The sequence below is a fragment of the Pseudacidovorax sp. DMC4 genome (assembly GCF_056314265.1).
The window spans coordinates 270,483-283,666 of record NZ_JBQUYR010000004.1; the positions used below are offsets into that span (position 1 = coordinate 270,483).

Consider the following 13,184-nt stretch of genomic DNA (forward strand, 5'->3'; position numbering starts at 1 on the left):
GGAGGACGCGGGCTGCGATAGCGTGCGGGCCTGCGCGAAGGAGTCCGCGCCGCATCGCCCGTGCCCGACCGCGGGCCGCCGCCAGAAAAGCACATCCGAGGAGTGGAATGGGACGAGCACTGATCGTCGAGGACGATGAGGACGTGGCACGCATGCTGGCGGCCCTGGTGGCGCGCGAGGGTCATCGCGTCTCCACCTGCGGCACCCTCGCCGATGCGCGGCGTGCGCTGGTGGTCTCGCCGCCCGACCTCATGCTGCTGGACGTGCACCTGCCCGACGGCAGCGGCTTCGAGTTGCTCGAAGCGGCCCAGGCCAGCACGCACGACATCGAGGTGGTGCTGATCACCGGGCAGGCCAGCCTGGAGACCTCGATCCGGGCGCTGCGCCTGGGTGCGGCCGACTACCTGGTCAAGCCTGTTCAGGCGCAGCAGCTGCGGCACCTGCTGTCGCGCCTGATGCGGCCCTCGCGGCTGCGGGCCGAGGTGGCAGAACTGACCGAGACCTGGCGAGAGACCGGCCGCTTCGGCGCCCTGATCGGACGTTCCGAGCCCATGCAGAGCGTCTACCTGCAGATCGCGCGTGTCGCGGGCTCGGCGGCGACGGTGTTCATCCAGGGCGAAAGCGGCACCGGCAAGGAACTGGTGGCCCGCGCGGTGCATGACCTGAGCCGCCGCCGCGAGCAGCCCTTTCTGGCCGTCAATTGCGGCGCGCTGTCGCCCCACCTGATCGAGAGCGAGATCTTCGGCCACGAGCGCGGCGCCTTCACCGGGGCCGAGCGCCAGCACCGCGGCTTCTTCGAGCGGGCGCACGGCGGCACGCTCTTCCTCGACGAAGTGACCGAGATGCCGGCCGAGCTGCAGGTCAAGCTGCTGCGCGTGCTGGAGTCGGGCACCTTCATGCGCGTGGGCTCCACCGAGCTGCAGCAGACCGACGTGCGCATCATCGCGGCCACCAACCGCGACCCGCATGCGGCCGTGCGCGCCGGCGTGCTGCGCGAGGACCTGCTCTACCGCCTCAATGTCTTTCCCATCATCCTGCCGCCACTGCGTGCCCGCGGCGACGATGTGGAACTGCTGGCCCTGCACTTTGCGCAGCAACTGCGCGTGCAGGAGGGCCTGGGCCGTCGCTTCACCCCCGAGGCCCTGCGCAAGCTGCGCGCCTACCACTGGCCCGGCAACGTGCGCCAGCTGCGAAATGCCGTGCAGCGCGCCTGGGTGATGAGCGTGGACGGCTGGCTGTCCGACGAATGGATGCCTCCGGGCGCGGCCGACTCGTCGGCCGAGCTGGCGGCGGCCTCGGCGCCCATGCCGCTGGAGCCGCTGCAGGCCCAGGCGCAGGTGCAGGTGGCAGCTGCACCGGGCTGGATATCCGTGCCCGTGGGCACATCGCTGGCCGAGATCGAGCGCCAGGCCATCGTGGCCACCTACCTGCATTGCGACCGCCACAAGGAGCGCGCGGCGGCGGTCCTCGGGATCAGCCTGAAGACGCTCTACAACCGCCTCAAGGCTTACAGCCTCTGAGCCGGCATGGCGGCAGGCTTGGCGGGCCCGCCCCACCATCCACCGAGAGGAACCGCATGGACGAACCTGCCCGCTCCCACGCCCCTCCGCCCGGCCCTCCTGGCCCGCCCGCTGCCACCGGTTCAGCCGATGCGGCCGCGGCCGGCCAGCGCGTGCGCGAGCTGGAGCGCGAGATCGAGGCCCTGCAGCAGAGCCATGGCGAACTGCTCAACCTGCTCGACGCCACCGCCATCGCGACCGTCTTCCTCGACCGCGAGCTGCGCGTGGTGCGCTACACCCCGGCGGCCTGCGCCCTGTTCCGCTTCATTCCCGGCGACCTGGGCCGGCCGCTGTCCGACCTGGCCACGCCGCTGCGCTATGCCGGCCTGATGGCCGACGCCGGCCGCGTGCTGCGGCACCTGACGCCCGTGGAGCGCGAGGTGGAGGCCGGCGCCGGCATCTGGTACCTGGCCCGTGTGCTGCCGCACCGCACCGGCGAGGGCCAGGTGGCCGGCGTGGTGCTGACCTTCGTGGACATCAGCGAGCTGCGGCTGGCGCAGCGGGCCCTGCGCGAGTCCGAGGCGCGTTTCGGCGCCATCGTCAACCAGGCCTCGGTGGGCGTGCTGCAGGCCGACGAGGCGGGCCGCATCTTCTTCGTCAACCGCCACTACGCGCGCATGCTGGGCTACGACGAGGGCGAACTCGTCGGCACCCTGCTGATGGAGCTGATCCACCCCGAGGACCGTGCCGCCAGCATGGAGCGCACCGAGCGGCTGCTGCGCGACCACCAGCCCTTCCAGATCGAGAAGCGCTGCCTGCGCAAGGACGGCTCGGTGCTGTGGATGCACAACAGCGTGGGCCTGCTTGACGCCCAGGGCGACGCCACGCCCTCGCTGGTGGTCGTCAGCACCGACATCGGCGAGCGCCGCCGTGCCGAGGACGCCTTGCGCGCCAGCGAGGAACGGCTGCGCCTGATCGTGGAGAACGCGGTCGAATACGCCATCTTCTCCACCGACCTGCAGGGCCGCATCACCGGCTGGAACACCGGCGCCGAACGTCTGCTGGGCTATTCGGAGCCCGAGGTCGCGGGTCGCTTCGCCGACCTGGTCTTCACCGAGGAGGACCGCGCCTCGGGCGCGCCGCGGCTGGAGCTGCAGGCCGCGGTGCGCGAGGGCCATGCCATGGACGACCGCTGGCATGTGCGCAAGGACGGCTCGCGCTTCTGGGCCAGCGGCGCGCTCATGCCCATGCGCGGGCCCGATGGCCTGGTGGGTTTCGTCAAGATCCTGCGCGACCAGAGCCAGCAGCGCGCCGCGCAGCAGGCCCTGGAGGCGGCCAACCGCAGCAAGGACCGCTTCCTGGCGGTGCTGTCGCACGAGCTGCGCAATCCGCTCGCCTCCATCCATGCGGCGGGCACGGCACTGGCCGAGCCGGACCTGCCCGCGCCGGAGCGCGGCCGTGCCACCGACATCGTGCGGCGCCAGGCACAGACCATGAAGGTGCTGCTCGACGACCTGCTGGATGTCTCCAGCCTGCGCCTGGGCCGTATGAACCTGCGCAAGCGCTGGGTGCCGGTGCGCGTGCTGGTGGAGGCCGCGGTGGAGTCGACGCGCCACGGGCTGGACGATGCGGCCCATGCGCTGGCGGTGTCGGTTCCCGAGCCGGAGCTGCAGCTCTTCGTCGACCCCGTGCGCATGAGCCAGGTGCTGTCGAACCTGCTGACCAATGCCGTCAAGTACACGCCCGACGGCGGACGCATCGCGCTCGACGTCGCGCGGCACGGTGGGGAGCTCGTCTTCTGCGTCAGCGACAACGGCATCGGCATGGAGGCCGGCGTGGTCGAGTCGATGTTCGAGATGTTCGCGCAGCGGCCCTCGGAGCTGCGGCCCGGCGCCGGCGGGCTGGGCATCGGCCTTGCGCTGGTGCGCAGCATCGTGGAGCTGCACGGCGGCCGCGTCAACGGCGACAGCACGGGCCCGGGCCAGGGCTCGCGCTTCACCGTGGCCGTGCCCATCGACGGGCTGCCCGGCGAGGTGCGGCCCGATCCGCAACCGCCCGCGAGTCTCGCGGACGCCGCCGCCGCGGCGCGCCTGCCGCGGGTCCTGCTGGTGGACGACAACGCCGACGCGGTCTGGCCCATCGCGCGGCTGCTGGGGCTGCGGGGCTTCGACGCGCACGTCGCGCTGTCGGGCGGCGAGGCGCTGACCCAGGTGGTCCATGCGCCGCCGGACGTGCTGGTGCTGGACATCGGCATGCCCTCGCCCGACGGCTACGAGGTGGCGCGGGCGGTCAAGGCCATGCCCGACGCGCAGGACGTGCGGCTGATCGCCGCTACGGGATGGGGGCAGCCCGACGATGTGGAGCGCACGCGCCGCGCGGGCTTCGATGCCCACCTGGTCAAGCCGCTGGACCTGGACGAACTCGTGGCGGCGCTGCGGCGGCTGTGCCCCGGCACCTGAGCCGCGCGGCACCTGCGGCGCGCGGCCGACAAGGGCGGCTGTTGCGCGCCGACGCGGTGCGCGTGCCTGCGCACGCAGGATGGGTGTCCTGGCCGCCTTTGCTGCGGACCGCAAGGAAACACTCGGATGGATTGGATCGGTCTGCTTCAATGGCCCGCGTTCGCGGCCTCGGTGATCTCGGCCTGGCTCGTGGCTTCGAACGACAAGCGTCGGCGCAACACCGGCTTCTGGATCTTCCTGGCCAGCAACGTGATGTGGGCAGCCTGGGGCCTGCACACGCAGGCCTGGGCCCTCATCGCGCTCCAGCTGTGCCTGGCCGTGATGAACGTGCGCGGCCTGCGCAAGACCGAGACGGGCGGCAAGGACGATTGAGCGGCCGGGCGGCGAGGGCGGTGGTGGCCCGGCCCGTCCGGCCCGTTCAGCGCGAAGGCGCGGCGGAGGCCTCGATGAACTGCAGTTCGACAGCCGGCTCGCCGGGCCGCACGCCCAGCGACTGGTTGGCGGCCTCCTGCGCGCAGAGCAGGACGTCGATGGCCAGGTCCTCGGCCTCGCTGAGCGGGCAGTCGCCAGTGGCGCCCGACTGCTCCCAGTCGGCCAGCTTTTCCATGGCCTGCCAGGCGAACTGCGGCGCCACCCGTGTCACACGAAAGACGTCATGTGCGGCCTCCAACGCCGTGCTGTGCTGGGCCAGCGTGCCGTCGGGCACGAGGACCTGCATCATCACGGCGGGGCGGGTGGTGGCGGCGGTGCTTCGGGCGTCCATCCCCGTATTGAAGCACGAGCGGCTGAACGTCAGGCGACTTCCTGTAGCGCCTCGCCCACGGCGTTGATCAGGCGGTCGATCTCTGCACGCTCGGTGATGAAGGGCGGCGCCAGCTGGATGGTGTCGGCGCCGTAGCGCACGTAGAAGCCCTTCTTCCAGCAGGCCATGGCGATTTCATAGGGCCGCTTGGCCGGCTCACCGGGCACCGGCGCGATGGTGATGCCCGCGGCCAGACCGAAGTTGCGGATATCGGCCACATGCTTTGCGCCCTTGAGGCTGTGCACCGCGGTCTCGAAATAGGGCGCCAGTGCCTTCACGCGACCGGGGCCGTCCTCGGCGATCAGCAGGTCCAGCGCGGCGATGCCGGCGGCGCAGGCCACCGGGTGGGCCGAGTAGGTGTAGCCATGCGGGAACTCCACCAGGTAGTCGGGGCCGCCCGCCGCCATGAAGGTGTCGTAGATCTCCTTGGTGGCCACCACGCCGCCCAGCGGCTGCACGCCGTTGGTCACCTGCTTGGCGAAGTTCAGGATGTCGGGCGTCACGCCGAAGGCCTCGGCACCGGTCATGGCGCCGGCACGGCCGAAGCCGGTGATGACCTCGTCGAAGATCAGCAGGATGTTGTTCTGCGTGCAGATCTCGCGCAGGCGCTGCAGGTAGCCAACGGGCGGGATCACGACGCCGGCCGAGCCGGAGAAGGGCTCGACGATCACGGCGGCGATGTTCGACGCGTCGTGCAGGGCGATCACGTCCAGCAGGCGGTTGGCCAGCTCCACGCCGCCCACCTCGGGCATGCCCTTGGCGAAGGTGCCCATGGCGGGCTGGGTGTGGGGCAGATGGTCGGCCTCGACGCCCTGGCCGAAGGTTTTGCGGTTGCCGCCGATGCCGCCGACGGAAATGCCGCCGAAGTTGACGCCGTGGTAGCCCTTCTCGCGACCGATCAGGCGGGTCTTGGTGCCCTGGCCCTTGGCGCGCCAGTAGGCCCGGGCCAGCTTGAGCGAGGTGTCCGCCGACTCGGAGCCCGAATCGGTGAAGAAGACGTAGTCCAGGCCCTTCGGCATCAGGTCCTTGACCTTGTTGGCCAGCTCGAAGGACAGCGGATGCCCGAACTGGAAGGCCGGCGAGTAGTCCAGCGTGGCCACCTGGCGGGCCACGGCCTCGCTGATCTCGTTGCGGCAGTGGCCCAGGCCCGTGCACCACAGGCCCGACAGGCCGTCGAAGATCCTGCGGCCGTCGGCGTCGGTGAAGTACGCGCCCTTGCCGCTCACGATGATGCGCGGGTCGGCCTTGAACTGGCGGTTGCCGGTGAAGGGCATCCAGTGGGCTTCGAGCCAGGCGGCGTCGGTGCGTACGGCGGAGGCCGGGGCGGGAGAGGCGAGGGTGGAGCTCATGGTGGCGGTGGGAAAAGTTCGGGGATGGGCGTGATTGTGGCGATGCCGATACTGGCGAAAATGGACATTCATCACTGTTCACTTGACGATCCATGCAAGCAAGAAAGTCGCGTGCCGCCGCTCCCGCTGCATCGCCGCCGCCCGTGAGCAAGGTCAAGCCGAGGCCGACAGCCGCGCCGGCTGCTGCCGCCGCCGACGAGGCCCGGCCGCGCGGCCGGGCCGTGCTCGGCCAGGTCAGCGACATGGATCTGCGCCTGCTGCGCGTGTTCAAGGCGGTGGTCGACTGCGGCGGCATGACGGCGGCCGAGCTGGAACTGAACATCGGCACCTCCACCGTCAGCCGCCACGTCAAGGACCTGGAGACGCGCCTGGGCCTGACGCTGTGCCGGCGCGGGCGCACCGGCTTCGCGCTGACGCCCGAAGGGCAGAAGGTCTACGAGCAGACGCTGGGCCTGCTGGCGGCGGTGGACACCTTCCGCGGCGGCATCGACGAGATCCACGGCCGCATGGGCGGCGAGCTGGAGGTGGCGCTGTTCGACAAGACGGCCAGCAACCCGCAGGCCCGCATCGGCGAGGCGATGGCACTCTTTGCGGAACGCGCGCCCAGCGTGTCGCTGAACGTGCACGTGGCTTCGCTCAACGCCATCGAGCGCGGCGTGATCGACGGCCGCTTCCATGTGGGGGTGGTGCCGGCGCACCGGGCCTCGCAGAGCCTGGCCTATGCCGACCTGTTCGGCGAGACGATGCAGCTCTACGCCGGCCTCGGCCATCCGCTGTTCGAGGCCGACACCGCCGCGCTGGACTGGGCCGACCTGCGCCGCCATGCCTTCGCCGGCCTGGGCTACCACTCGCCCAACATGGAGCTGAGCCACCGCGCGCGCCTGACGCGCCGGGCCACGGGCTACGACCAGGAGGCGATCGCGCTGCTGCTGCTGTCGGGCCGCTACCTGGGCTTTCTGCCGGACCATTACGCGGCCGGCTTCGAGCGCGAGGGCCGGCTGCGGGCACTGGCGCCGCAGCGTCTCGTCTACGACTGCCGCTTCGTCGGCGTGTGGCGCCGCTCGCCGCAGCCGGCGCGGGCCACCGCGCTCTTCGCGCAATGCCTGCAGGAGGCGCACGCGGCGGCGGGCTCGCCCCAATGAAAAAGCCGGCCACGCGGGACGGCTTGCTCAGCCGTGCGGGACGGGCCCGCGCCGTCCCTTATTCGGGCTTGACGCCCGCGCTGCGCAGGCTGTCGCCCCAGCGCTGGGTCTCGCGCTGCACGAAGCTGCGCACTTCGGCCGGCGTCATGTTGCCGGCCGTCACGCCCTGCTCGGCGAAGCGCGTCTTGACCTCGGGGTTGGCCAGCACGGTGCGCAGTTCCTTCTGCATGCGCTCCTGCACGGCGGCGGGGGTGTTGTGCGGGGCCATGAGCGCGAACCAGGTCGTCATCTCGTAGCCCGGCACGCCGGCTTCGGCCAGGGGCGGCAGGTTGGGGAAGATGGGCGAGCGGGCGGCCGAGGTCACGGCCAGGGCACGCACCTTGTCGGCCTTGATGTGGGGCGAGGCCGAGGGGCTGGTCTCCAGCGCCATCTGGATGTTGCCGGCCAGCAGGTCGGCCATCATGGGCGCGCCGCCCTTGTAGGGCACGTGTGTGATGTCGGTCTTGGTGATGGCACGGAACAGTTCGCCGGCCAGGTGCTCGGTGCTGCCGGGGCCGGCCGAGCCGTAGTTGAGCTTGCCCGGATTCGCCTTGGCATAGGCGATCAGTTCCGGCACGGTCTTGGCCGGCACCGACGGGTTGACGATCAGCACGTTCGGCGTGGTGCCGATCAGGCCGATGGGGTCGAAGTCGCGGCCGAAGTCGTAGGGCAGGCTCTTGTACAGCGCCGGTGCCACAGCGTGGGCGATGGCGGCCATCAGGAAGGTGTTGCCGTCCGGCGTGGCGCGGGCGGCGATGCCGGCGCCCAGGGTGCCGCCGGCACCGCCGCGGTTGTCCACCACCACCGGCACGCCCAGTTGCGTCGACAGTTTCTGGCCCACGATGCGTGCCAGGATGTCGTTGGTACCGCCGGCCGCGAAGGGCACGATGAGGGTGATCGGCTTGGAGGGCCAGTCGGCCGCCGCGGCAATGCCGGCAGCGCCGGTCAGGGTGGAAAAGGCCAGGGCGCTCAGCACGGCGCGGCGGGAGATCGATCGCATGGTCGGCGGGTCCGGAGAGGAGAGAGGGAGAGAGAAGGAAAGGCGCCGGCGCAGACAAGCACGGCGCGGGCCGGGCCACCGCGTGCGGCGGCCGAGCCTGGGAATGCTCAGCGCGCGCCGCCCTTGGTCATCGGCACCAGGCCGGTGGAGCGGATGACCTCGGCGTTCTCGGGCGTGGCCAGGAAGCGCAGGAAGCGCGTGGCCTCCTCGCGGCGCGGGCTGCTGGCGACGATGGCGGCGGAGAACTCGGTCACGTACTGCACGTCGGCGGGCAGGTCGCCCACGATGTCGATGCCATGCACCGGCAGCAGTTCGCTGCGCTGCTGGCAGCCGAAATCGGCCTCCTTGGACGCGATGATCTCGCCCACCGGCGTGGCGGGGATCTTGCGGCCCTTGCCGCGCATCTGCTCGGCGATGCCCAGCTTGGGCAGCATCTCGCGCTCGATGTATTCGCCGCTGGCGCTGTCGGACCAGGCCACCGAACGGGCATTCAGCAGCGTCTGGCGCAGCTTGTCGACGGTGCCGATGTCGGGGCGCGGTGCGCCCTGGGGCACGGCGCAGGCGATGGTGGAATCGGCCAGCACGACCTTGGAGCCCGGCACCAGCTGGCCGGTGGCCATCAGCTTGTCGAGCGCATCGCCGACCATGATGACGACGTCGATGGGTTCCTTGCGGTCCAGGCGCTGGGGAATGGCGTTCTTGGTGGCGCCCATCGACGGGCCCCACTGCGAGTCGACCGCGTGGTCGGGCTGCTTCTGCCACTCGGCCACCAGCTTCTTGTAGGCCGCCGCGAAGCCACCGGAGGAGACGACGGTCAGGGGTTCGGCCAGGGCCGTGCCGGTGAAGGCGAGGAAGAGGGCGGCGCAGGCGAAGCTTCGCTTCAGGCTTGTCTCGGTCATGTTCTTGGAGGATGGGTTGAAACCGGCCGGCATCGTCGGCGTCCCGCGTTGTTACGACAAGTGCAACGTTCAATACACTTGTTGCGTGCCACGCATCAATTTCGATCTCCAGCAGCTGCAGGCCTTCGTGGCGGTCGCCGACCGAAGCGGCTTTCGGGCAGCAGCAGAAGACCTTCACCTCTCGCCCGCCGCGCTCAGCCGCCGCGTGGACCGGCTTGAGCAGCTGCTCGGCGCACGTCTCTTCGAGCGCACCACGCGCGACGTGCGTTTGACTCGGGTGGGCGAATCCTTCCTGTCGCGGGCACGCCTGGTGCTTGACGACCTGGAGGCCGCGGTGCTCGGCGTGCACGAGATCGCCGCGCGCCATGCCGGCCGCCTCTCCATCGCCTGCGTGCCGACGGTGGCGACGGCGCGCATGCCGCAACTGATCGATGGCTTCAGCCGCCGGCTGCCGCAGGTACGGGTGCGGCTGATGGACGGCGGCATGGACGAAGTGGCGGCCGCCGTGCGCACCGGCGAGGCCGATTTCGGCCTGGGCTTCAGCGGCGTGACCGACCCCGCGCTGAACTTCGAGCCCCTGCTGGAAGAGCGCTACGTGCTGGCCGTGCGCCGCGACCATCCGCTCGCGCGCAAGCGCTCGCCCAACCTGGCGATGTTCTCGGGCGAGCGATGGGTGGCGGTGGCGCGCACCAGTGGCAACCGGCGCCTGCTCGATGCCGGCCTGGGTGCCGACCAGCGTCCTCCGCCGGCCTGGCTGGAAGTTGGCCATGTGAGCGCGCTGCTTGCAATGGTGGAGGCCGGCCTTGGCGTCGGCCTGGTGCCCGAGCTGGCCCTGCCCGTGCGCGATCCCAGGCTCAAGGGACTGCACCTGGCGGACGTGCCCTTGACCCGGCGCATGGGGGTGCTGACGCTGGCGGGTGCCACGCCGTCGCCGCTGGCGCAGCGCTTCCTGTCGCACCTGCGTACGGCTTGGTGCGAAGCGCCGGCGCGCGCCGCGAAGGCTGGCGACTCGGCCTCCGGTTGATCCAACTCAAACAGGCGGCGAAAGCAGCGGGCGCCGCATCGACATGCGGTGGACTCAGGTCAAGAATCCTCCGTTCCTCGTCTTCCGCGCCCCGGCGCCGGCCCCGTGCCCATCGAGCTCTACCGCGACGCGCAGCATGCCTGCCTGATGTTCACCGACCTGGTCCGCGACGGCGGCGAGGCGGTGCAGTGCAACCAGTTCCTGCTGATCGACCAGGGCGTGGGCGCGATCATCGACCCGGGCGGCAACATCGCCTTCAATGAGCTCTTCCTGGGCATGACGCGGCACTTCCAGCCGAGCCGACTGAGCTACCTGATCGCCTCGCATGCCGATCCCGACATCATTGCCTCGCTCGACCGCTGGCTGACGACCACCTCGGCGCAGTTGGTCATCTCGCGAATCTGGGCACGCTTCGCGCCGCATTTCGCCAAGAGTGGGAAGACGGCGGACAGGGTCCTGCCCGTGCCCGACGAGGGCGGCCGGCTGAAGCTTGGCGGCAGCGAACTGTGGCTGCTGCCCGCGCACTTTCTCCATTCCGAGGGCAACTTCCAGTTCTACGACCCGGTCAGCCGCATCCTGTTCTCCGGTGATCTGGGCGCCTCGATGGTGGGCGGTGCCGAAGCGCAGGCGCCGGTCACCGACTTTGCCCGTATCCGCCCGCACATGGAGGCCTTCCACCGCCGCTACATGGTGTCCAACAAGGTGATGCGGCTGTGGGTGCGCATGGCGCGCCAACTGGACATCGCGCTGCTGGTGCCGCAGCACGGGGCGCCGCTTGCCGGGCCGGCCATTGGCGCCTTCCTGGACTGGGCCGAATCCCTGCAGTGTGGGATCGACCTGCTGGGGCAGGACGCCTACCTCATGCCGGTGGGCGTGCTGGGGTAGGCGTCCTGCATCGCGTCAGGCGGCGGCCTGATCGCCTGCCTCGGGGCGGATCTTTCCGGCCTCCACGTACTGGTCGTACTGCAGGCGCGGCATGGCGGTGGTGCCGACGGTGCCGGGCTCGGCTTCCCACGACAGGGTGACGCTGTCGTCGGCTTCCAGGATCTCGACCCGGCCTTCCGGGATCTCGATGGGCGCGCCGTCGCCGGGCGTGAAGGTGACATGGCCATGGATGGTGGCAAATTGGGGCATTCGTTTCTCCTCGGACGATGGTTCGGGCGGGCCTTCCACTGCGACCCGCCTCACTGCGGATTGCATCAGGGCCGGGGCGGGCGGCCGTGTCGGACGGCGGCGCATGCTGCGGCGCGGCAGGGGCGAATTCGCGCGCTGGCGGCCTGCCGCCGATGGGTCTGCCGACGCGGATCAGGCCTCGATGAACAGCGCCGGATCGACCATCGTCCGGTTGAGCATCACGCCCCAGTGCAGGTGCGGCCCCGTCACGCGGCCGGTGGCGCCGACGGCGCAGAAGGCGTCGCCCGTGGCCAGGCGGTCGCCCACCTTGGCGTCGATGCGGCTGAGGTGGCAGTACATGCTCAGCAGACCGCCACCATGGTCCAGCCATACCGTGCCGCCGTTGAAGAAGTAGTCGCCCGTGTCGATCACCCGGCCGGGCAGCGGTGCGCGCACGGGCGTGCCGGTGCCGGCGGCGATGTCCATGCCGCTGTGCGGATTGCGGGCCTGGCCGTTGAAGACGCGGCGCAGGCCGAAGGAGCTGGAACGGCGGCCGGGCACCGGCACCGCCATGGCCAGCTCGGCGGGCAGCGGGTCGCTGAAGGTGGCCATGACGCCGGCCTGGTGGTCGCGCTCGCGTTCGTAGCGGGCCTGGTCCGCGGCGGAGAGGTCGACGGTCTTCGGCGCCACGGTGAGGCGCTGCTCGGCATAGCGCTTGGGCGCGATGGCATAGGGGATGCGGCGGCTGCCGCCCGCCTCGCCGACCCGCACATGGGCCTCGCCGGGCTGCGCGGCCAGCGGAATGCCGACGATGGCCGTCCAGGCGATGGCGTCGCCCACCACCAGCACGGGCAGGCCGGCTTCCGTCGTGACGCGCGGACGCTGATTGGCAGGGCCCAGCGGCAGGCGCGCCACGCCGCCCGGCACCTGCGATGCATGCGGCCACACTCCCGGCTCGGGCCCGGCCGATACAGGCCGCGCGGCGTGCGTCGCAAAGGGAGTGAACAGAGGCAGGGCACACAGGCCCAGCAGCGTGCGGCGGCGGTTCGGGAATCGAAAGTCTTGGATCATGGGCGGGATGGACAGGCGAGCGGCCTGGCGGCCTGGCAGGCATGGAGCCTACCTGTCTGCGATACCCTTGCGGGCGCCTGCGTTCCTTCCTGTGTCCATGTCCACGCCACTTCGCCGGGTTCTGCTGACGGGCTTCGAGCCCTTCGGGGGCGATGCCCTCAATCCTTCGTGGGAAGTGGCCCGCGCGCTCGACCGCGAGGTGCTGGCATCCGGCGTGGTGGTCGAATCCGTCTGCCTGCCCTGCGTCTTCGACGACGCAGTGGCCCGCCTGGACGAGCACCTGGCCGCAGGCGCCCCGCCGCTGTTGGTCGTCGCGCTGGGCCTGGCCGGCGGGCGGGCGGGCATCACGCTGGAGCGCGTCGCCATCAACATCGACGACGCCCGCATTGCCGACAACGCGGGACGCCAGCCGGTGGACCGGCCCGTGGTGCCTGGCGCCCCGGCCGCCTACTTCTCGACCCTGCCGATCAAGGCCATGGTGCGGGCGCTGCAGGCCACGGGCCTTCCTGCCGCGGTGTCGAACACCGCGGGCACCTTCGTCTGCAACCACCTGTTTTTTGCGCTGATGCACCGGCTCGCCACGCGCCTGCCGTTGGCGGGCGTGCGTGGTGGTTTCGCGCACCTGCCCTGGTTGCCTGCGCAACTGGCCGAGCACGCCGGCGAGCCGGCCCTGGCGCTGGGTGAGCAGGTCGAGGGCGTGCGCCTGATGCTGCGCACCGCACTGCACGTCGACACGGACATCGTGGAGGGCGGCGGCACTCTGCATTGAGCCGGCCGGACCGTTGCG

13 protein-coding genes are annotated in these 13,184 nt (G+C 71.0%); 7 read left to right on the forward strand and 6 right to left on the reverse strand.

The window, feature by feature from the left end:
• Window positions 1-107 precede the first annotated feature (107 nt).
• The 3 genes from ACT54X_RS09990 to ACT54X_RS10000 all read left to right on the forward strand — a co-directional run bounded on the left by ACT54X_RS09990 (window position 108) and on the right by ACT54X_RS10000 (window position 4,330).
• Complete coding sequence (locus ACT54X_RS09990; protein WP_294367371.1) at window positions 108-1,520, forward strand: sigma-54-dependent transcriptional regulator; 1,413 nt, start codon at window positions 108-110, stop codon at window positions 1,518-1,520.
• Between the two features lie 56 nt (window positions 1,521-1,576).
• Window positions 1,577-3,958: a PAS domain S-box protein gene (locus ACT54X_RS09995; RefSeq protein WP_294367373.1), complete on the forward strand. Its 2,382-nt coding sequence runs from the start codon at window positions 1,577-1,579 to the stop codon at window positions 3,956-3,958.
• Window positions 3,959-4,084: 126 nt separating this feature from the next.
• Window positions 4,085-4,330, forward strand: a complete 246-nt coding sequence (locus tag ACT54X_RS10000; protein ID WP_294367375.1) for a hypothetical protein — start codon at window positions 4,085-4,087, stop codon at window positions 4,328-4,330.
• A gap of 46 nt (window positions 4,331-4,376) precedes the next feature.
• Here ACT54X_RS10000 and ACT54X_RS10005 read toward each other — a convergent pair whose 3' ends face one another.
• Window positions 4,377-4,721, reverse strand: a complete 345-nt coding sequence (locus ACT54X_RS10005) for a hypothetical protein (RefSeq protein WP_294367377.1) — start codon at window positions 4,719-4,721, stop codon at window positions 4,377-4,379.
• 29 nt (window positions 4,722-4,750) lie between these two features.
• Window positions 4,751-6,109, reverse strand: a complete 1,359-nt coding sequence (aptA, locus tag ACT54X_RS10010) for an omega-aminotransferase AptA (RefSeq protein ID WP_476346314.1) — start codon at window positions 6,107-6,109, stop codon at window positions 4,751-4,753.
• Window positions 6,110-6,351: 242 nt separating this feature from the next.
• Here aptA and ACT54X_RS10015 point away from each other — a divergent pair, with 242 nt between their 5' ends.
• Window positions 6,352-7,251 (forward strand): LysR family transcriptional regulator, encoded by a 900-nt coding sequence (locus tag ACT54X_RS10015; RefSeq protein ID WP_476346415.1) that lies wholly within the window; start codon window positions 6,352-6,354, stop codon window positions 7,249-7,251.
• A gap of 58 nt (window positions 7,252-7,309) precedes the next feature.
• Here ACT54X_RS10015 and ACT54X_RS10020 read toward each other — a convergent pair whose 3' ends face one another.
• Both ACT54X_RS10020 and ACT54X_RS10025 read right to left on the reverse strand, forming a co-directional pair.
• On the reverse strand, window positions 7,310-8,290 hold the full coding sequence (locus ACT54X_RS10020; RefSeq protein WP_294367380.1) for a Bug family tripartite tricarboxylate transporter substrate binding protein: 981 nt from the start codon (window positions 8,288-8,290) through the stop codon (window positions 7,310-7,312).
• A 107-nt stretch (window positions 8,291-8,397) separates the two neighbouring features.
• Entirely contained in the window at window positions 8,398-9,189 is a 792-nt protein-coding gene (locus ACT54X_RS10025) for a substrate-binding domain-containing protein (RefSeq protein ID WP_294367382.1), read from the reverse strand.
• Between the two features lie 85 nt (window positions 9,190-9,274).
• On the opposite strand from ACT54X_RS10025, the gene ACT54X_RS10030 reads away from it, so the two are divergent.
• Window positions 9,275-10,213, forward strand: coding sequence for a LysR family transcriptional regulator (locus tag ACT54X_RS10030; RefSeq protein ID WP_476346317.1), 939 nt, complete (start codon window positions 9,275-9,277; stop codon window positions 10,211-10,213).
• A gap of 105 nt (window positions 10,214-10,318) precedes the next feature.
• A complete protein-coding gene (locus ACT54X_RS10035; RefSeq protein WP_294367386.1) occupies window positions 10,319-11,098 on the forward strand; it encodes an oxygen-binding di-iron domain-containing protein in 780 nt (259 codons plus the stop codon).
• 15 nt (window positions 11,099-11,113) lie between these two features.
• Here ACT54X_RS10035 and ACT54X_RS10040 read toward each other — a convergent pair whose 3' ends face one another.
• The gene (locus ACT54X_RS10040; protein WP_294367388.1) at window positions 11,114-11,347 is read right to left on the reverse strand and encodes a hypothetical protein; all 234 of its coding nucleotides are present in this window, start codon (window positions 11,345-11,347) and stop codon (window positions 11,114-11,116) included.
• Window positions 11,348-11,518: 171 nt separating this feature from the next.
• Entirely contained in the window at window positions 11,519-12,397 is an 879-nt protein-coding gene (locus ACT54X_RS10045) for a peptidoglycan DD-metalloendopeptidase family protein (RefSeq protein ID WP_476346319.1), read from the reverse strand.
• Window positions 12,398-12,494: 97 nt separating this feature from the next.
• Between ACT54X_RS10045 and pcp the strand changes: the two genes are divergently transcribed.
• The gene (gene pcp, locus ACT54X_RS10050) at window positions 12,495-13,166 is read left to right on the forward strand and encodes a pyroglutamyl-peptidase I (protein ID WP_476346321.1); all 672 of its coding nucleotides are present in this window, start codon (window positions 12,495-12,497) and stop codon (window positions 13,164-13,166) included.
• Window positions 13,167-13,184 lie beyond the last annotated feature (18 nt).

Bases quoted from the DNA above. Each gene is read 5' to 3' on its own strand.
- ACT54X_RS09990 (WP_294367371.1), top strand. From the start codon at position 108: ATGGGACGAGCACTGATCGTCGAGGACGATGAGGACGTGGCACGCATG.
- ACT54X_RS09995 (WP_294367373.1), top strand. From the start codon at position 1,577: ATGGACGAACCTGCCCGCTCCCACGCCCCTCCGCCCGGCCCTCCTGGC.
- ACT54X_RS10000 (WP_294367375.1), top strand. From the start codon at position 4,085: ATGGATTGGATCGGTCTGCTTCAATGGCCCGCGTTCGCGGCCTCGGTG.
- ACT54X_RS10005 (WP_294367377.1), bottom strand. From the start codon at position 4,721: ATGGACGCCCGAAGCACCGCCGCCACCACCCGCCCCGCCGTGATGATG.
- aptA (WP_476346314.1), bottom strand. From the start codon at position 6,109: ATGAGCTCCACCCTCGCCTCTCCCGCCCCGGCCTCCGCCGTACGCACC.
- ACT54X_RS10015 (WP_476346415.1), top strand. From the start codon at position 6,352: ATGGATCTGCGCCTGCTGCGCGTGTTCAAGGCGGTGGTCGACTGCGGC.
- ACT54X_RS10020 (WP_294367380.1), bottom strand. From the start codon at position 8,290: ATGCGATCGATCTCCCGCCGCGCCGTGCTGAGCGCCCTGGCCTTTTCC.
- ACT54X_RS10025 (WP_294367382.1), bottom strand. From the start codon at position 9,189: ATGACCGAGACAAGCCTGAAGCGAAGCTTCGCCTGCGCCGCCCTCTTC.
- ACT54X_RS10040 (WP_294367388.1), bottom strand. From the start codon at position 11,347: ATGCCCCAATTTGCCACCATCCATGGCCATGTCACCTTCACGCCCGGC.
- ACT54X_RS10045 (WP_476346319.1), bottom strand. From the start codon at position 12,397: ATGATCCAAGACTTTCGATTCCCGAACCGCCGCCGCACGCTGCTGGGC.
- pcp (WP_476346321.1), top strand. From the start codon at position 12,495: ATGTCCACGCCACTTCGCCGGGTTCTGCTGACGGGCTTCGAGCCCTTC.